This is a genomic window from Aminobacter sp. LjRoot7 (genome assembly GCF_964252895.1).
In the GTDB taxonomy this organism is placed as follows: domain Bacteria; phylum Pseudomonadota; class Alphaproteobacteria; order Rhizobiales; family Rhizobiaceae; genus Aminobacter; species Aminobacter aminovorans_B.
The window spans coordinates 101,097-117,212 of the sequence record NZ_CAXUPX020000013.1 but is presented as its reverse complement, the minus strand read 5'-3'; the positions used below and the strand labels follow the sequence as shown (position 1 = coordinate 117,212).

Genomic DNA, 16,116 nt, shown 5'->3' with positions numbered 1-16,116 from the left:
AACTCAGCTTCCGCGTTCTACCAGAAAGCGGTGGCCGCCTGCGACGGCGGTCGTCTCGACCAGCTTGTGCCCTGCTTCCTGGCAGAAGGCCGGAATGTCGATGACGGCGAGCGGGTCGGTGGTTTCGAGCCACAGCAGCTCGCCTGATGCCATGTCGGCCAGCCGGCGCTTGGCCTTGAGCACGGGCAGGGGGCAGTTGAGCCCCCTGAGATCGTAAATGTCGGTGGTTTCGCCCACGCCGCTCAGCTGCCGAACAGGTTGAGCAGCTTCTTCTTGAGCTTGGTGGCGGCACCTGCCTCCTCGACCGGCGCCACCTGGGCGGCCTGCGTCGGTGCTTCGGTGGCTTCGGGCGCTGTCTGCGGCACGGCGGCGGTCTCGACCTGCTGCTGGGCGGCAAGCTTGGCAGCCTTGGCAGCTGCGACAGCCTGGGCTTTTTCCTCGGCAGCCTTCTTTTTGGCTTCCGCTGCGGCGTCGAGCGCTGCCATGCGGCGGCCTTCAGCCGAATCGATGCGGCCCATGCGCGCGGTGGTCTGGACGATGCTGCCATCCTGCGCCATCGCGGGCGGCTCCAGGGTCACGCGCTCGCCGCGGGCGCGGCGCTTGGTCCACTCCGAAACGATTGCCGCTTCCTTGATGCCAGCGATCGTCGGCTTGGGCGCGGGGATGTCGCCGCCGGTGGCACTGGCGAAAGCAGCGTCATACTTGCTCTTGTAGGCCTGATAGGCCGTCTGCAGCGCCTGCGGCTGGGTCACGGCCGGGCAGGCGCCGGTCGGATTGAACGTGCCGCCCGCTTCCGGGATCTGGTTGAAGACGTAGCGCTTTTCGCAGACGTCGACCTTCGGCGGCGATTTGGTGATTTCGAAGTGGTCGTAGCCTTCCTTCAGCATCGCCCAGAACTGGTAGTTCGGGTCGTTGCGATAACGCGCCATGTTGGCCGCGGTCATGCGGAACGGATACGACTGTACCTGGAACTCGGTCTGGCCGCCCTTGAAGGCGTCGCGCGCGAAGGCATAGATCTCTTCGATCTGCGCATCGGTCATCGAGAAGCAGCCTGACGACGAGCAGGCGCCATGAACCATCAGGTTCGAGCCGGTGCGGCCATTGGCGCGGTCGAAGGCGTTGGGGTAGCCGATGTTGAAGGCGAGGTGGTAGCTGGAGTTCGGGTTCATCTGACCCGGACGCACGGTGTAGAACCCCTCCGGCGACTGACGGTCGCCCTCGGTGAACTTGGGGCCGAGCTTGCCGGACATCTTGCAGATGTCATAGCTGGCGACGATGTCATAGCGGCCGTTGGTCTTCTGTTTCCAGACTTCCAGCTTGCCTTCTTCCTTGAACACGCGCGCCAGCACGGGCGAGCTCTTGTTCATGCCCTTGGCCTTCATCTCCGCCATGATCTTGGCCGAGAGCTGCCGGTTGGCGTGCTGCGGCACAAAGTCGGTCACGGAGGATTCCGAACAGCCTGCCACCGCAAGGGCAGCGAGAAGCAATCCGGCGCGTGCGATATTGGCGATCATCGGTCTAAATGTCGTCTCTACATTGCAGTCATGGCGCATGCGCCAACGACCGGCCCGTCCTGGTACTGCCTCGACCTTAGGGTCGTTAACCTTGAAAAATCCTTACCGCAAGTTCCTGGCCCGTCCCACGCGCGAAAAATCACGGCAAGTTCATTGAACCGGGCGAGGCGGCAATTTTGTGGCGAAAACGTGCCGTGGCCCGTGGAGGCCACAGTTTGTGCAATCACAGGCTGCGCATCGTGCTCTTCGAAAATCGATTCCGACTTTCGGGCCGATGCCTAGAGGCTGCGGCCGATGGACAGATACTTCTCGCGGCGCTGCTCGCGGAAATCGATGTTCGAGCCGTTGAATTCGCTGAACGTCTTGGCGATCAGGTCGCCGGTGGCCGAAATGACCGCCTCGGCGTTCCGGTGGGCGCCGCCCAGCGGCTCTTCGATGATCTTGTCGATGATCTTGAGCGAGAGCAGGTCCTGCGCGGTGATCTTCATGTTGGTTGCCGCGTCCTTGGAGCGCGTCGTGTCGCGCCACAGGATGGAGGCTGCACCTTCCGGCGAGATCACCGAATAGATCGCATGTTCGAGCATGAAGACGCGGTTGGCGGTGGCGATGGCGATCGCGCCGCCCGAACCGCCTTCGCCGATGACGACCGCAATCGACGGCACCTTGAGGCCGAGGCAGGCGGAGGTCGAACGCGCAATGGCTTCAGCCTGGCCGCGCTCTTCGGCGCCGACGCCTGGATAGGCGCCTGCGGTGTCGACAAGCATGACGACGGGGATGCTGAAGCGGTCGGCCATTTCCATCAGGCGCACGGCCTTGCGGTAGCCTTCGGGGCGGACCGAGCCGAAATTGTGCTTGAGGCGGCTCTTGGTGTCGTTGCCCTTTTCCTGGCCCAGCACCAGCACCGGCTCGCCGCGGAAGCGGGCAAAGCCGCCGACCATGGCATTGTCTTCGCCGAAATTGCGGTCGCCGGCCAGTAGCGTGAAGTCGGTGAACAGGCCGTTGATGTAGTCGAGGCAATGCGGACGGTCGGGGTGGCGCGCCACCTGGACCTTCTGCCACGGCGTCAGCGCCTTGTAGGCGTCACGCAGCGCATCACGCGAACGCTTCTCCAGCCGCTTGATCTCGTCGCCGACATCGACGGCCTCGCCATTCTCGGCAAGCTTCTTGAGCTCGAGGATCTTGCCTTCGAGGTCTTGGACCGGCTTTTCGAAATCGAGGTAATTGTACATTGGCGAGCGGACTACCACGCTGAAAATTTGAGGCACCGGGGGCCGCAGAAAGCGGCACCGCGCCAGTGGAACGTGGCACTCACATAGCGATATGGGCTCTAATCGGCAAGCGGATGATGCTCGTTGACCAGTTTCAACAGCCTTTCTTCCAGCACATGGGTGTAGATTTGCGTGGTCGAAATGTCGGAATGGCCAAGCAATTGCTGCACGGCACGCAGGTCGGCACCATTCTGCAGCAGGTGGCTGGCGAAGGCATGACGCAACACGTGCGGCGAGATTTTTGCCGAAGCGATGCCGGCGCGGGCGGCAAGGCCCTTGAGGTCGCGGGCAAAAACCTGGCGCGGCAGGTGTCCACTCTCGGATGAAGCCGGAAACAGGAATGGGCTGTCGGCGAGGCGGGGATTGGCGTTGCGTTCCAGCAGCCAGCGCCGCATCGCCTCGCGCGCCTTGGCCGACAACGGCACCATGCGGTCCTTCTCGCCCTTGCCGCGCACCACGAAGAAGCGCTCGTCGCGCAGCGCCACCGTCAGCGGCAGGCTGACAAGTTCCGATACGCGCAAGCCGGTGGCGTAGAGCACCTCGACAAGCGCGTGCAACCTCGCTGCTGCTAGGCTATTGCCCTCGTCGGATTCGCTGGCTTCCGTCGCCGCGCGGTCGAGCAGCCGGCCGGTTTCGGCCTCGCTCATCGTCTTGGGCAGCGGACGGTCCTTTTTCGGGCTGTCCAGCACGCCGGTCGGATCGTCGGTTCGCAGGCCTTCGGCATAAAGGAAGCGGAAGAACTGCCTCAGTGCCGACAGCTTGCGCGCCTGCGATGTCGCAGCGAAGCCGCGGCCGGCAATGTCGTCGAGATAGCTGCGGATGGCCGTGGCATCGGCATCGGCGAGGCGGCCAGTGAGAAATTCGGAAGCGTCTTCGAGATCGCGGCGATAACTCGAAAGCGTGTTGTCGGCGGCACCGCGCTCGGCGCTCATCATTTCAAGGAAGGCCTCGATGCGCGCGCCGCTTTTCATTTCTTCGGCGCGAGCTTTTCCGGTGGAATGCGGACGGTGATTTCGGCCTTCTTCGGCTCGACAAACATCACCAGCGCAAACATGGCGCCGTAAGCGATGCCCGCCAGAACAGCGAGCGTGACAAGGAACCGGAAAAGTGTCGGCATCGATGTGTTTGCCCGTCTGTCTTATCCTGTGCCCTTATGGGACGCCGTGTCAGGCAATTCAAGGGCGCGTTTGCCGTCATACGCTTGACGCAACGGGGCTTTTCATGTCGATACGCCGGCGAAAGGGACGCCATGACACCCGACGCGCAGACTCCATTTCCCGAGGGCTCCGTAGCCGCCCTGCTTGAGCGGCTGGGCACGCGCTCGATTGTCTTTGTCGGCCTGATGGGCGCGGGCAAGACCGCCATTGGCCGCAAGGTCGCCCAGGCCCTCGGGCTCGGCTTCATCGACAGCGACCACGAGATCGAAAGCGTGTCGCGGATGACCATCCCCGAACTTTTCGAACGTTATGGCGAGGTCGAGTTCCGCGCGCTCGAGCAGCGTGTCATCGGGCGCGTGCTGGAAAGCGGCCCGCAGGTTCTCTCGACAGGTGGCGGCGCCTTCATGAACGCGCAGACCCGCGCAGCGATCGCCGGCCACGGCGTCTCGGTCTGGCTCAAGGCCGAACTCGACCTGCTGATGGAGCGCGTCTCCAAGAAGCAGAACCGGCCGCTGTTGCAGAATGCCGACCCGCGCGCGGTGCTTTCCAAGCTGATGGACGAGCGCTACCCGGTCTATGGCCTCGCCGACCTCACTGTTGCGACCCGCGACGACCGCAAGGAGGCGATCGCCAGCGAAGTCATCGAAGCGCTGTGCAACCATCTTGGCGTGCCCGGCAGAATTCACGTTTCGGAAGGTTCGGAGGATCACGAATGAGCGTCGTCACTGTCGAAGTCGGACTTGGCGACCGCGCCTATGACATCCTGATCGGCCCCGGCCTGATCGCGCGCGGCGGCGAGTTGATCCAGCAGCGTCTGCCCAAGGCGCGCACGGCGATCGTCACCGACGAGACCGTCGCCGCCGCCCATCTCGAGCCATTGGTCGAAAGCCTGTCGGCTGCCGGCAATGCGCCTGCGGTGATCAAACTGCCGGCAGGCGAAAAGACGAAAAGCTTCGCCTCGCTGGAAACAGTGGTCGACCAGATCATCGCCGCCCGGCTTGAGCGCGGCGACGCGGTGATCGCGCTTGGCGGCGGCGTCATCGGCGACCTCACCGGCTTTGCCGCCGGCATCGTGCGGCGCGGCATGAATTTCGTGCAGATGCCGACCTCGCTGCTGGCCCAGGTCGATTCGTCCGTCGGCGGCAAGACCGGCATCAACAGCCCGCGCGGCAAGAACCTGATCGGCGTCTTCCACCAGCCGAAGCTGGTGCTGGCCGATACCGCAGCCCTCGACACCTTGCCGCTGCGCGAATTCCGAGCCGGTTATGCCGAGGTTGCGAAATATGGCCTGATTGATCGCCCGGATTTCTTCGCCTGGCTGGAGAACAACTGGCAGGAGGTCTTCTCCGGCGGTGCGGCGCGCATCGAGGCCATCGCGCAGTCCTGCCGCGCCAAGGCCGACGTGGTCGCCCGCGACGAGTTCGAGACCGGCGACCGTGCCTTGCTCAATCTCGGCCACACCTTCGGCCACGCACTCGAAGCCGCCACCGCCTATGACGGGGCCCGCCTCGTCCATGGCGAGGGTGTCGCCATCGGTATGGCGCTGGCGCACCGTTTCTCCGCCCGGCTCAATCTGGCGAGCCCCGACGATGCGGCGCGTGTCGAGGCGCATCTGCGCGCCGTCGGCCTGCCATGGCGCATGTCCGACATTCCCGGCGATCTGCCAGACGCCGAGGCGCTGTTCAATTACATCACCCAGGACAAGAAGGTGTCGCGCGGCGCGCTGACCTTCATCCTGACTCGCGGCATCGGTCAGTCCTTCATCGCCAAGGACGTGCCGGCCTCCGAGGTGGTCTCCTTCCTCAAGGAGCAGCATCAGGGATGATCGAGGCCGGCTGGATCGCTGCGGGTGTGCTGGCGGGGCTGATCCTCGTTGGCGTGGCCTTCCGCGAGCGGCTGCTCGCCTCGCTCGGCTATGAACTGATCGCGCTGACACCTCAGCGCTCCGGCCATGACGAACTGCGCGGCGCGGTCGACGAACTCCATCGCGACGGCCAGGTGGTCAAGCAGGACCGCGACCAGGTTGGTGGCCTGCTCGACCTGCATGAGCTCGAAGTCTCCGATGTCATGGTCCACCGCACCGCGATGCGCTCGGTCAATGCCGACATGGCGTCCGAGGCGCTGGTGCGCGAGATCCTGCAAAGCCCGTACACGCGCATGCCGTTGTGGCGCGGGTCGATCGACAACATCGTCGGCGTCGTCCACGCCAAGGACCTGCTGCGCGCGCTCAACGACGTTGAGGGCGACTATTCCAGGGTCGACGTGCCGAAGGTTGCCTCCAAGCCCTGGTTCGTGCCCGACACGACTTCGCTCCAGGAACAACTCAACGCCTTTTTGCGCCGCAAGGCGCATTTCGCCATCGTCGTCGACGAATATGGCGAGGTCGAAGGGCTGGTGACGCTGGAAGACATCATCGAGGAAATCGTCGGCGAGATCGCCGACGAGCACGATATCGATGTCCAGGGTGTCAAGCAGGAGGCCGATGGCTCGGTGGTCGTCGATGGCACCGTGCCGATTCGCGACCTCAACCGCGCGCTCGACTGGCACCTGCCGGACGACGAGGCGACGACGATCGCCGGGCTCGTCATCCACGAGACCCAGTCGATTCCCGAGGAAAAGCAGGCCTTCACCTTCCACGGCAAGCGCTTCATCGTCATGAAGCGCGACAAGAATCGGCTCGCACGAATCAGGATCAGGCCGGCGGTGGTGGAGCCGCAGCCGGCAACAGCGCGTCCGTCGAAGTAGCACCTGGCCACAAGACCCTACCTGCCATCAGACCCAGCATGGCCCCAGCCACCTGCGCCGCGATGAACGCCGGTGCGTCGCTGGGCGCGATGCCGGCAAATGTGTTGGTCAGCGCCCGCGCGACAGTCACCGCAGGATTGGCGAAGGACGTCGACGAGGTGAACCAGTACGCCGCGAAGATATAGAGGCCGACGGCGGCGGGCGTTGTCTTTGGCGCCTGGGCAATACAGCCGAGGATGGTCAGCACCAGGCCGAATGTCGCGATCGCCTCGCCGAGCCATTGGCCCGAGCCGGTGCGGGCGGTTGCCGAGATCTGCAGCAGCGGCAGGTCGAACATCGCGTGTGCCAGCCACACGCCGAGTATAGCGCCGGCTAATTGCGCTGCGAGGTAGGGTGGGACCAGCGACCATGCCAGACGTCGGTCGAGCGCCATCACGAGGCTGACCGCCGGATTGAAATGTGCGCCTGAAATCGGCGCAAGAACGGCGATCAGCACAACCAGCATGGCGCCGGTGGCCAGGGCGTTGCAGAGCAGCGCCAGGGCGATGTTACCCTGCGCAAGCTGCGCCGCCATGATGCCCGAGCCGACGACAGTCGCGAGCAGGAATGCGGTGCCGAGCGCTTCTGCGAGCAGGTGGCGCGGGAGCGAAACGCTCATTTGCCAGAATCGCCCGCCTTTGTGCTCGCGCCCTCCATTTTGCCGATGTCGTGGAGGTGCGAGGTCAGCGCCAGATGATCAAGGCTTGATATGGGCAGGGCGGTGAAGGCCCTGATGCGGTTGCGCATGTATTTGAAGGCAGTGACGAAGGCTGCCTCCTTTTCGAGGTCGGTGCCTTCGACATGGCTCGGGTCTTCGATGCCCCAATGCGCATTGGCCGGATGGCCGAGCCAGACCGGGCAGGCTTCGCCTGCCGCGTCGTCGCAGACGGTGAAGATGAAATCCATCTCCGGCGCGCCTTCGACCGCGAATTCGTCCCAGGTCTTCGATCGGAAACCGTCGGTCGGATAGTCGTAGCTTTCGAGCACTTTCAGCGCGAAAGGATTGACCGTGCCCTTGGGCTGGCTGCCGGCGGAAAAGGCGTTGAAATGGGAGGCGCCGTCCTTGCGCAGGATGCTCTCGGCAAGGATCGAGCGGGCGCTGTTGCCGGTGCAGAGGAAAAGCACGTTGAAAGGCCGGTGGGTCATGGCATCACTCCGATGGAACGCGGCAAGGGGACAGGTCGGCGATTAATGGCGCGCAGATCTCCGGCCTGCCGTCGCAGCAGTCCTGCAGCAAGAACAGCAGCACTGTGCGCAGGGCAGGGAGGTCGGCGCGGTAGATGATTGAGCGGCCTTGGCGGTCGCTGGTGGCGAGGCCAGCGCGGGTCAGCACGGCCAGATGCGCGGACATGGTGTTTTGGGGCACGTCGAGCCGGCGTGCCAGGTCACCGGCGGCAATGCCTTCGGGCTCCGCGGCGGCTAGCTGGCGAAAGGCCTCGAGCCGTGTCGGTTGGGCCAGCGCTGCCAGCGCTTCTATCGTGTCATTTGCATCCATATATCCAGACTAATGGATATACGTGACAGCCGAATGACGGCGCGCTACTAGGTCCGCGCTCAATACCCGATGGGAAAAGCTGTTACCAGCGCGTCGCTTCGCCGGGAGCTGCCGGCTCGATCGCCAGCGCATGCAGGCCAGCCTTCAGTTCGGCGGCGAGCGCATCGTTGACGGCACGGTGGCGGTCGATGCGGCTCATGCCGGCAAAGGCCGGGGCCACGATGCGGATGCGGAAATGCGTTTCGCCTGATCCGTCGAAGGTGGCGTGATGGCCGCCATCGACATGGTGGTGGCCGGCGTGCAGGTGGCTTTCGTTGAGCACGACGAGTCGCTCCGGCGAAAATGCCTGGTTCAGCTTCGTTTCGATGGTCGCCTGTATGGACATCGGTCTCGCCTTTCACCACATGTGTCGCCGCGGCAAATCGTGCCCTCGGGCAAAATTGGGCCGCAAATCAGGCGTTAGGGCCAACATCCTTTAAATGTCAATTCTTGTTTCGCCGCGCCAAGAGGCGGTAAATACGATCAGATGAAGCCGTACCCAAAATATTTCGACAAGATCCGCGTCCGGCCCGATCCGGAAGCGGAGGTGAAGTCGCACGCGCCGCTCTGCCAGTGGGACGGCTGCAAGCAGCCTGGAACGCACAAGGCGCCGGTCGGCCGCATGAGGGAAGGCGAGTACTTCCGCTTCTGCTTCGACCACGTGCGCGAGTACAACAAGGGTTTCAATTATTTCTCCGGTCTTGCCGACGGCGATATTGCGCGCTTCCAGAAGGAAGCGCTGACTGGCCACAGGCCGACCTGGACCATCGGCTCCAACGGTTCGGCGCGCTCGGCGCCTGATTTCGCCCAGCAGCGCTCAGGCCGCGCCGGCTACTACAATCGCATGCGCGATCCGCATAATCCGTTCGGTGCCCAGGGTGCGCCGCGTCAGCGCAAGGCCAAGCCTCTGGAAGCCAAGGCGCTGGAGACGCTAGGGCTCGATTCGCGCGCCACCGGTTCCGACATCAAGGCGCGCTACAAGGAACTGGTCAAACGCCACCACCCCGACGCCAATGGCGGCGACAGGGGTTCCGAAGACCGCTTCAGGGATGTGCTCCAGGCATATCGCGTGCTCAAGCAAGCGGGATTGTGTTGAGCCAGCCGCGGTCGCGGCCTTTTTCCAACTTTCATCTGGTCGGAAAAGGCTTTATGACCGCCCCCGAAGAAAATTCGATTGCCGGCGTGGCCTGAAACCACGCGCGTGGAGACGCTATGAACAAGGTCGATCGCGACATCACGAACCTGCCGGACACGACGGTGTCGGTGAAAGACACCTTCGGCTTCGATTCGAAGATGGTCGTACCGGCCTATTCGGCCTCGTCGGAGCATGTGCCCGACATCGATCCGGACTATCTGTTCGACAAGGCGACGACCATGGCGATCCTCGCCGGCTTCGCCTACAACCGCCGCGTCATGGTGTCGGGTTACCACGGCACCGGCAAATCGACCCACATCGAGCAGGTCGCCGCCCGCCTCAACTGGCCGATGGTCCGCGTCAACCTCGACAGCCACGTCAGCCGTATCGATCTGGTCGGCAAGGACGCGATCGTCGTCAAGGAAGGCATGCAGGTCACCGAGTTCAAGGACGGCATCCTGCCCTGGGCCTACCAGCACAATGTCGCGCTCTGCTTCGATGAATACGATGCCGGTCGTCCCGACGTGATGTTCGTCATCCAGCGCGTGCTGGAATCGTCGGGCCGCCTGACCCTGCTCGACCAGAGCCGCGTCATCCGTCCGCACCCGGCCTTCCGCCTGTTCGCCACGGCCAACACGGTCGGCCTCGGCGACACCACCGGCCTCTATCACGGCACCCAGCAGATCAACCAGGCACAGATGGACCGCTGGTCGATCGTGACCACGCTGAACTACCTGCCGCACGACAACGAAGTGAACATCGTCATTGCCAAGGCCAAGCACTACCGCGACGCCAAGGGCAAGGAGATCGTCAACAAGATGGTCCGCGTCGCCGACATGACGCGCTCGGCCTTCATCAATGGCGACCTGTCGACGGTTATGAGCCCGCGTACCGTCATCACCTGGGCTGAAAACGCCGAGATCTTCGGCGATGTCGGCATGGCCTTCAGGCTCACCTTCCTGAACAAGTGCGACGAACTCGAACGCTCCGTCGTTGCCGAGTTCTACCAGCGCGCCTTCGGCGAGGACCTGCCGGAATCATCCGCCAACGTCGTGTTGGGATAAGAACAGGCTCAGATGGCGGGGCCGGGCGACAACACGCGCAACAAGTCGAAGACGGGCTCTGAAGCTGACAGCTTCAAGCGCGCGATGACCGTCTGCATGCGTGCCATTTCGGGCGACAACGGCCTCGAAGTGGCCTTCGCCAAGGAGCGGCCGGCCCTTGCCGGCAATCGCGCCCGCCTACCCGAGCTGCCCAAGAAGGCTTCCGCCGGCGACATCGCCGTCACCCGCGGTCTTGGCGATTCCATGGCGCTGAAGCGCGCCTGCCATGACGGCCGCATCCATGCCCGCCTGGCGCCCGAGGGCAAGCAGGCCCGCGCCGTGTTCGACGCCGTCGAGCAGGCCCGCGTCGAGGCGATCGGCAGCCGCGCCATGACAGGCGTTGCCCAGAACATCACCTCGATGCTCGAGGACAAATACGCCAAGGCCAATCTCGCCGACGTCACCGAGCAGTCGGAAGCGCCGCTCGAGGAAGCGCTGGCGCTGATGGTGCGCGAGAAGTTGACCGGCCAGCCCGTTCCCAAGAGCGGTGAGCGCATGGTCTCGCTCTGGCGCGAATGGGTCGACCAGAAGGCCGGCGGCGATCTCGATGGCCTGCTCGGCAGCCTCGAGGACCAGCAGGCCTTTGCCCGCGTCGTCCGCCACATGCTGGCCTCGCTGGAGATGGCCGAGGAATATGGCGACGACCAGGAGACCGAGGACAACGAGGACCAGGACGACGACCAGCCGCAGGGCGAGGAGCAGAGCGAGGAGGGCGGCGAAGACGATTCCGGCTCCGAGCAGGCACAGTCCGAAGATGCCGAATCCTCCGCTGACGAAGAGCAGTCCGGCGAGATGGAGGCATCCGACGCCACCTCCGACGAGATGTCCGACGACGATGACGTCGATTCCGAGACGCCGGGCGAGGCACGTCGCCAGGACAACCCGTTCGCCAATCTGCCGCGGGAAATCGACTACAAGGTCTTCACCACCGCCTTTGACGAGACCGTGGGCGCCGAGGAATTGTGCGACGAGGACGAACTCGATCGTCTGCGTGCCTTCCTCGACAAGCAGCTTGCCAATCTCTCCGGCGTCGTCGGCCGCCTGGCCAACCGCCTGCAGCGCCGCCTGATGGCGCAGCAGAACCGTTCATGGGACTTCGACCTGGAAGAGGGCTATCTCGACCCTGCACGCCTCGTGCGCGTCGTCATCGACCCGATGCAGCCGCTGTCGTTCAAGCAGGAGCGCGACACGAAGTTCCGCGACACCGTCGTTACGCTGGTGCTCGACAATTCCGGCTCGATGCGCGGCCGTCCGATCACCGTTGCCGCCACTTGCGCCGACATCCTGGCGCGCACGCTGGAACGCTGCGGCGTCTCGGTCGAGATCCTCGGCTTCACCACCCGTGCGTGGAAGGGCGGGCAGGCGCGCGAGAAGTGGCTGAAGGACGGCAAACCGCCGAACCCGGGCCGCCTCAACGACCTCCGCCACATCATCTACAAGAGCGCCGACGCGCCATGGCGGCGCTCGCGCCGCAACCTCGGCCTGATGATGCGCGAAGGCCTGCTCAAGGAAAACATCGACGGCGAGGCCCTGCTCTGGGCGCACCAGCGCCTGATCGCGCGGCCGGAACAGCGCAAGATCCTGATGATGATCTCGGACGGCGCGCCGGTCGACGATTCGACGCTGTCGGTGAACCCGGGCAACTATCTGGAGCGCCACCTGCGTGCCGTCATCGACCTGATCGAGACGCGCTCGCCGGTCGAGCTTCTGGCCATCGGCATCGGCCACGACGTCACGCGGTACTATCGCCGCGCCGTCACAATCGTCGACGCCGAGGAATTGGCCGGCGCGATGACCGAGCAGCTCGCCTCGCTGTTCGGCGAGGAGAGCGCCCGCGAGACCCGCCGCGGCGGCTTCCGGCGCGCCGGGTGAGCTTGTCCATGACCCGGCTGTGGCACCTTGCTTGCGCTGCCTTGGCGGCGCTCGCGCTTTCGACCTCGCTCACCGCCTCCTCGCGCGCCGAACAGCCGGCGATCGAGCGTATCGAGATTTCGGCTCGTCCCATCGCCCGCTTCCAGATCGGGCTCGACCAGAAGATCTTCGGCCCGCTCGAATTCGTCGGCGGCCTGGAGATGACCTCGTCGTCGCGCAATCTCGGCGCGCTCTCGGCCTTCCGCTTTCTCAAGCCGGGCAGCGATTTCATCGGCGTCGCCGACACCGGCTTCTGGTATTTCGGTCGTGTCGCCCGCGATTCCGCGCTTCGCCCGACCGGCATCGAGAATTTCCGGATGGTGCAGATGGTGGACAGCTCCGGCGTCGCCATCGAGAAGAAATGGCAGGCCGACGCCGAGGGTCTTGCCGTACGCGATGGTATCGCCACCGTCGGCTTCGAGCGCACCCATCGCATCGCCCAGTACCGCATCGACCCCGACAACATGCAGCCGCCGATCCGCGAGCTCGATTTCCTCGTGCCACGCAACGAGCTGCGGACGAATCGCGGCTTTGAGGCCGTCGCCTATTCAGCCGAAAAGGGCGGGCTGGTGGTGGTGTCGGAAAAGAGCCTCGACAAGGCAGGCAACATCTTCGCTGCGATCATCGAGGGTCCCAAGAAGGGCGTCTTCACGGTCAAGCGCAACGGTGAGTTCGATATCACAGACGGCGCCTTCCTGCCCGATGGCGACCTGTTGCTGCTCGAACGCAGCTTCTCGATGGCTTCGGGCGTCAAGATGCGGCTCCGGCGCATTGCGTCTGAAACCATTGTCGAGGGCCAGGTGGCCGACGGCCCGGTGCTGCTGGAAGCCAATATGGGCTACCAGATCGACAATATGGAAGGCCTCGACGTCTGGCAGCGCAGCGACGGCGCGTTGATGGTGTCGCTGGTCTCGGACGACAACCATTCGATCCTGCAGCGCAATCTCTACCTGGAATTCATCCTGCACGGCGATTGAGTAGCGATTTTCCGCTATTGTCGACGCCTGCGATGCGGGAGCCGGCCATGTCGTCCGATATCACCAGCCTCATCGACCGCTACTGCGCGGTCTGGAACGAACCCGACGAGGAGCAGCGCAAGGCGCTGCTCGAAGCTGTCTGGGCCGAGCGGGCGACCTACACCGACCCGCGTGCGGATACTGTCGGCGCGGATGAGCTCTTGGTGCATATCGCAAAGGTCCGGGCGAGCCGCCCCGGCGCGAAAATCGTGCGCACCACGGCGGTCGACCTTCATCACGACGTTGCCCGGTTCGGCTGGCGTGTCGTCGAGGCCGACGGCACGCCGCTGCCCGAAGGCATAGACTTTGTCGAGCTGGCGCCTGACGGCAAACGAATCGAGCGCATCATCGGCTTCTTCGGGCCGATAACGGCGATCTGACCCCTGCCTGAGCACGTCCCCGGACACGAGACCAGCGCGGTACCACCGCAGCCATTCAGGCAAAAAAGAAAGCGAGGGGTCCCCCAACCCCTCGCTGCAAAGTCGGACCTTCGGGGTATCCTCCCCGTAAGGTGTTTCGTGATCAGGCTGCCAGATGGCTCGTCGCGGCCTGGGCGTAATTGTGGCCGAAGCGATTGGCGAGGAAAGCGTCGAGCGCGATGTCTTCCTGGCGGATGAAGCCCTGCTGCGGCAGCGCGCCGTTGGCCAGCATGTCGAGCACGGCACAGATGCCTGATGCCGTGGTGATCTGGATGGCGCTGCGCACCATCTTGCCCATCTGGCGGCTGTAGATCTTGTTGGCGTAGCTTTCCTGCAGCAGGCGCCCACCCTTGCGGCCGCTGACGGTGACGAAGATCACCACCACGTCCTGCATGGTTGCCGGCAGCGAGTTCTCCAGGATGTCCTTGAGCACTTCGCGGCGGTGGCGCAGGCCGAGGTCGTTGAGCAGCGCCTTCATGATCGCGGCGTGGCCGGGATAGCGGATGGTGCGGTAGTTCAGCGTGCGCACCTTGCCCTTGTAGGTCTCGCAAAGCGTGCCGAGGCCGCCCGAGGTGTTGAACGCCTCATAGGTGATGCCGTCGAGCGAGAATTCCTCGCGCTCTTCCAGCGGCGGCACTTCGACCAGTGAACCTTCGACGATCGCTTCGCAGGGCTCGCAATACTCGTTGATGACGCCGTCGGTGCTCCAGGTCAGGTTGTAGTTGAGTGCGTTGGACGGGTACTGCGGCAGCGCGCCGACGCGCATGCGCACGCTCTCCAGCGAATCGAAGCGCTTGGCGAGGTCGTTGGCAACGATCGAGATGAAGCCCGGTGCCAAGCCGCACTGCGGGATGAAGGCACTCTTGGCGGTGGTCGCCAGTTCCTTGACGATGCGGGTCGAGGCGACGTCCTCGGTCAGGTCGAGATAGTGCACGCCGGCCTTGGCGGCGGCTTCTGCGATGCGCGTGGTGAGGTGGAAGGGAGCGGCGGAAAGCACGGCGAACTTGCCGGCCAAAACGGCGTCGAGCGCGCCGGCTTCCGAGATCTCGACCTTCAACGTTTCGACGGCGTTGCCGGTCTCGAGCGAATCGAGTGCCGCCTGCGAGCGATCGACCACGGTTACCTTGTAGTCGCCCGTTTCGGCCAGCATGTCGGCGATGGTCGAGCCGATCTTGCCTGCGCCTACAACAACGATCTGTTTCATGGTCATGTCCCCTTCAACTGGAATTTCGCGCGGATTCTACGTCTGCGCCTCGTCGAAAGGCAGTATCGATATTGCCGAAAAGCCGATATGTTTTGAACGAAACGACGTATGGTATTGACGAAATGACGACAGACCCTGACCGCGCGTTGCTTGCCTTGCTGCGCGAGAACGCGCGTGCCTCGACAGCCGAGCTGGCGCGCAAGCTCGGCGTATCGAGAACGACGGTGCAGAGCCGAATCGAGCGGCTTGAGCAGCGCGGGGTGATCGCTGGCTACAGTGTCAGGCTGTCGCCCGACTACGAGAAGAACCTCGTCCGCGCCCACATCCTGGTCACGGCGCTGCCCAAGGTCTCGGCGGCGGTCGAAGCGGTTCTGAAGCGCATTCCCGAAGTGCGCACGCTGCATTCGGTCAGCGGCAATTTCGACATGATCGTCGTCGTCGAGGCGCCGTCGGTGCGGGATCTCGACGCGCTGATCGACCGCATCGGTGCGCTCGAAGGCGTCGAGCGCACCTTGTCGTCGATCATCCTGTCGACGCGAATCGACCGCTGATCGGCCTCAGCCGATCGCGGACAGGTCGTGGCGGAAGACGACCTCGCCGCCGATGATCTCGCCCGTCGCACGGAACCCTGTCTGGCGATACAGCGCCATCGCCGTTTCGTTTTCAGGCACGACGCTGAGCGTGACATGGCTGCAGCCGGGCAGCTTCGACATCAGCTTCAACATCTCCAGCAAAGCCTTGCGGCCATAGCCGAGCCGCTGGTAGCGCTGGTCGATCATCAGCCGATAGATCCAGTAATTGCCGTCGTCGGGATCGAGCGCATACATGGTGAAGCCGACCGGCTGGTCATCGGCATAGATGGCGAATGGCACGCAGTGGTCGCCATCATCAGCCTCGTCGATCGAATCTTCGTTGCTGGCGACAAAATCCTGCTGCGCGGGAGCGACTTGCAGTTCAAGCATTATCGCCCGCTCGGCCTCGTCGAGCGGGCGCAGTGTAATGGTCATGTATCCACCGTGTTTGACGTAACGCCCGCCACAATTGTCGACATGCATTACGCAAGCATGTCCT

20 protein-coding genes are annotated in these 16,116 nt (G+C 64.0%); 9 read left to right on the top strand and 11 right to left on the bottom strand.

Translation table 11 applies throughout. The annotated features are described in order from the left end of the window. Positions 1–3: 3 nt before the first annotated feature. The 5 genes from ACSQ3E_RS27375 to ACSQ3E_RS27355 all read right to left on the bottom strand — a co-directional run bounded on the left by ACSQ3E_RS27375 (position 4) and on the right by ACSQ3E_RS27355 (position 3,899). The gene (locus ACSQ3E_RS27375) at positions 4–237 is read right to left on the bottom strand and encodes a sulfurtransferase TusA family protein (RefSeq protein WP_310328063.1); all 234 of its coding nucleotides are present in this window, start codon (positions 235–237) and stop codon (positions 4–6) included. A gap of 5 nt (positions 238–242) precedes the next feature. Further along, positions 243–1,514, bottom strand: coding sequence for a L,D-transpeptidase family protein (locus ACSQ3E_RS27370; protein WP_436125074.1), 1,272 nt, complete (start codon positions 1,512–1,514; stop codon positions 243–245). Between the two features lie 278 nt (positions 1,515–1,792). Beyond that, entirely contained in the window at positions 1,793–2,743 is a 951-nt protein-coding gene (locus tag ACSQ3E_RS27365; protein WP_436125073.1) for an acetyl-CoA carboxylase carboxyltransferase subunit alpha, read from the bottom strand. 98 nt (positions 2,744–2,841) lie between these two features. Further along, complete coding sequence (locus ACSQ3E_RS27360) at positions 2,842–3,753, bottom strand: site-specific tyrosine recombinase XerD (protein ID WP_436125072.1); 912 nt, start codon at positions 3,751–3,753, stop codon at positions 2,842–2,844. Next, positions 3,750–3,899, bottom strand: coding sequence for a histidine kinase (locus tag ACSQ3E_RS27355; RefSeq protein ID WP_115730645.1), 150 nt, complete (start codon positions 3,897–3,899; stop codon positions 3,750–3,752). The genes ACSQ3E_RS27360 and ACSQ3E_RS27355 overlap by 4 nt, the downstream gene beginning before the upstream one ends. A gap of 132 nt (positions 3,900–4,031) precedes the next feature. Between ACSQ3E_RS27355 and ACSQ3E_RS27350 the strand changes: the two genes are divergently transcribed. Genes ACSQ3E_RS27350 through ACSQ3E_RS27340 form a run of 3 tightly spaced genes read left to right on the top strand, consistent with a single transcriptional unit; the run spans position 4,032 to position 6,684 of the window. Beyond that, the gene (locus ACSQ3E_RS27350) at positions 4,032–4,655 is read left to right on the top strand and encodes a shikimate kinase (RefSeq protein WP_310328073.1); all 624 of its coding nucleotides are present in this window, start codon (positions 4,032–4,034) and stop codon (positions 4,653–4,655) included. Next, a complete protein-coding gene (gene aroB, locus ACSQ3E_RS27345; RefSeq protein WP_436125071.1) occupies positions 4,652–5,764 on the top strand; it encodes a 3-dehydroquinate synthase in 1,113 nt (370 codons plus the stop codon). The genes ACSQ3E_RS27350 and aroB overlap by 4 nt, the downstream gene beginning before the upstream one ends. Continuing rightward, positions 5,761–6,684 (top strand): HlyC/CorC family transporter, encoded by a 924-nt coding sequence (locus ACSQ3E_RS27340; protein WP_436125070.1) that lies wholly within the window; start codon positions 5,761–5,763, stop codon positions 6,682–6,684. Before aroB ends, ACSQ3E_RS27340 begins: the two co-directional genes overlap by 4 nt. On the opposite strand, the gene ACSQ3E_RS27335 is transcribed toward ACSQ3E_RS27340, so the two are convergent. From ACSQ3E_RS27335 to ACSQ3E_RS27320, 4 genes are all read right to left on the bottom strand, one after another. After that, a complete protein-coding gene (locus ACSQ3E_RS27335; protein ID WP_436125069.1) occupies positions 6,632–7,342 on the bottom strand; it encodes an aquaporin in 711 nt (236 codons plus the stop codon). The two genes, ACSQ3E_RS27340 and ACSQ3E_RS27335, sit on opposite strands and share 53 nt — an antisense overlap. After that, positions 7,339–7,869, bottom strand: a complete 531-nt coding sequence (locus tag ACSQ3E_RS27330; protein ID WP_436125068.1) for an arsenate reductase ArsC — start codon at positions 7,867–7,869, stop codon at positions 7,339–7,341. Before ACSQ3E_RS27330 ends, ACSQ3E_RS27335 begins: the two co-directional genes overlap by 4 nt. A 4-nt stretch (positions 7,870–7,873) precedes the next feature. Further along, positions 7,874–8,218, bottom strand: a complete 345-nt coding sequence (locus ACSQ3E_RS27325) for an ArsR/SmtB family transcription factor (RefSeq protein WP_436125067.1) — start codon at positions 8,216–8,218, stop codon at positions 7,874–7,876. Positions 8,219–8,300: 82 nt separating this feature from the next. Further along, positions 8,301–8,603 (bottom strand): BolA family protein, encoded by a 303-nt coding sequence (locus ACSQ3E_RS27320; protein WP_310328086.1) that lies wholly within the window; start codon positions 8,601–8,603, stop codon positions 8,301–8,303. A 141-nt stretch (positions 8,604–8,744) separates the two neighbouring features. On the opposite strand from ACSQ3E_RS27320, the gene ACSQ3E_RS27315 reads away from it, so the two are divergent. From ACSQ3E_RS27315 to ACSQ3E_RS27295, 5 genes are all read left to right on the top strand, one after another. Further along, positions 8,745–9,353, top strand: coding sequence for a J domain-containing protein (locus ACSQ3E_RS27315; protein ID WP_310328089.1), 609 nt, complete (start codon positions 8,745–8,747; stop codon positions 9,351–9,353). A 116-nt stretch (positions 9,354–9,469) separates the two neighbouring features. After that, entirely contained in the window at positions 9,470–10,456 is a 987-nt protein-coding gene (gene cobS / locus ACSQ3E_RS27310) for a cobaltochelatase subunit CobS (protein WP_310328092.1), read from the top strand. A 12-nt stretch (positions 10,457–10,468) separates the two neighbouring features. Further along, positions 10,469–12,367 (top strand): cobaltochelatase subunit CobT, encoded by a 1,899-nt coding sequence (cobT, locus tag ACSQ3E_RS27305; RefSeq protein ID WP_436125066.1) that lies wholly within the window; start codon positions 10,469–10,471, stop codon positions 12,365–12,367. An 8-nt stretch (positions 12,368–12,375) separates the two neighbouring features. After that, complete coding sequence (locus ACSQ3E_RS27300; RefSeq protein ID WP_436125065.1) at positions 12,376–13,383, top strand: esterase-like activity of phytase family protein; 1,008 nt, start codon at positions 12,376–12,378, stop codon at positions 13,381–13,383. Between the two features lie 47 nt (positions 13,384–13,430). Continuing rightward, entirely contained in the window at positions 13,431–13,802 is a 372-nt protein-coding gene (locus tag ACSQ3E_RS27295; RefSeq protein WP_436125064.1) for a nuclear transport factor 2 family protein, read from the top strand. A gap of 142 nt (positions 13,803–13,944) precedes the next feature. Here ACSQ3E_RS27295 and ACSQ3E_RS27290 read toward each other — a convergent pair whose 3' ends face one another. Further along, positions 13,945–15,045: a saccharopine dehydrogenase C-terminal domain-containing protein gene (locus tag ACSQ3E_RS27290; RefSeq protein WP_436125063.1), complete on the bottom strand. Its 1,101-nt coding sequence runs from the start codon at positions 15,043–15,045 to the stop codon at positions 13,945–13,947. A 122-nt stretch (positions 15,046–15,167) separates the two neighbouring features. Between ACSQ3E_RS27290 and ACSQ3E_RS27285 the strand changes: the two genes are divergently transcribed. Further along, positions 15,168–15,596 (top strand): Lrp/AsnC family transcriptional regulator, encoded by a 429-nt coding sequence (locus ACSQ3E_RS27285; RefSeq protein WP_067966119.1) that lies wholly within the window; start codon positions 15,168–15,170, stop codon positions 15,594–15,596. 6 nt (positions 15,597–15,602) lie between these two features. On the opposite strand, the gene ACSQ3E_RS27280 is transcribed toward ACSQ3E_RS27285, so the two are convergent. Beyond that, positions 15,603–16,052, bottom strand: coding sequence for a GNAT family N-acetyltransferase (locus ACSQ3E_RS27280; RefSeq protein WP_436125062.1), 450 nt, complete (start codon positions 16,050–16,052; stop codon positions 15,603–15,605). Between the last annotated feature and the right edge of the window lie 64 nt (positions 16,053–16,116).

Bases quoted from the DNA above. Each gene is read 5' to 3' on its own strand.
- ACSQ3E_RS27370 (WP_436125074.1), bottom strand. From the start codon at position 1,514: ATGATCGCCAATATCGCACGCGCCGGATTGCTTCTCGCTGCCCTTGCG.
- ACSQ3E_RS27365 (WP_436125073.1), bottom strand. From the start codon at position 2,743: ATGTACAATTACCTCGATTTCGAAAAGCCGGTCCAAGACCTCGAAGGC.
- ACSQ3E_RS27360 (WP_436125072.1), bottom strand. From the start codon at position 3,753: ATGAAAAGCGGCGCGCGCATCGAGGCCTTCCTTGAAATGATGAGCGCC.
- ACSQ3E_RS27355 (WP_115730645.1), bottom strand. From the start codon at position 3,899: ATGCCGACACTTTTCCGGTTCCTTGTCACGCTCGCTGTTCTGGCGGGC.
- ACSQ3E_RS27350 (WP_310328073.1), top strand. From the start codon at position 4,032: ATGACACCCGACGCGCAGACTCCATTTCCCGAGGGCTCCGTAGCCGCC.
- aroB (WP_436125071.1), top strand. From the start codon at position 4,652: ATGAGCGTCGTCACTGTCGAAGTCGGACTTGGCGACCGCGCCTATGAC.
- ACSQ3E_RS27340 (WP_436125070.1), top strand. From the start codon at position 5,761: ATGATCGAGGCCGGCTGGATCGCTGCGGGTGTGCTGGCGGGGCTGATC.
- ACSQ3E_RS27335 (WP_436125069.1), bottom strand. From the start codon at position 7,342: ATGAGCGTTTCGCTCCCGCGCCACCTGCTCGCAGAAGCGCTCGGCACC.
- ACSQ3E_RS27330 (WP_436125068.1), bottom strand. From the start codon at position 7,869: ATGACCCACCGGCCTTTCAACGTGCTTTTCCTCTGCACCGGCAACAGC.
- ACSQ3E_RS27325 (WP_436125067.1), bottom strand. From the start codon at position 8,218: ATGGATGCAAATGACACGATAGAAGCGCTGGCAGCGCTGGCCCAACCG.
- ACSQ3E_RS27320 (WP_310328086.1), bottom strand. From the start codon at position 8,603: ATGTCCATACAGGCGACCATCGAAACGAAGCTGAACCAGGCATTTTCG.
- ACSQ3E_RS27315 (WP_310328089.1), top strand. From the start codon at position 8,745: ATGAAGCCGTACCCAAAATATTTCGACAAGATCCGCGTCCGGCCCGAT.
- cobS (WP_310328092.1), top strand. From the start codon at position 9,470: ATGAACAAGGTCGATCGCGACATCACGAACCTGCCGGACACGACGGTG.
- cobT (WP_436125066.1), top strand. From the start codon at position 10,469: ATGGCGGGGCCGGGCGACAACACGCGCAACAAGTCGAAGACGGGCTCT.
- ACSQ3E_RS27300 (WP_436125065.1), top strand. From the start codon at position 12,376: ATGACCCGGCTGTGGCACCTTGCTTGCGCTGCCTTGGCGGCGCTCGCG.
- ACSQ3E_RS27295 (WP_436125064.1), top strand. From the start codon at position 13,431: ATGTCGTCCGATATCACCAGCCTCATCGACCGCTACTGCGCGGTCTGG.
- ACSQ3E_RS27290 (WP_436125063.1), bottom strand. From the start codon at position 15,045: ATGAAACAGATCGTTGTTGTAGGCGCAGGCAAGATCGGCTCGACCATC.
- ACSQ3E_RS27285 (WP_067966119.1), top strand. From the start codon at position 15,168: ATGACGACAGACCCTGACCGCGCGTTGCTTGCCTTGCTGCGCGAGAAC.
- ACSQ3E_RS27280 (WP_436125062.1), bottom strand. From the start codon at position 16,052: ATGACCATTACACTGCGCCCGCTCGACGAGGCCGAGCGGGCGATAATG.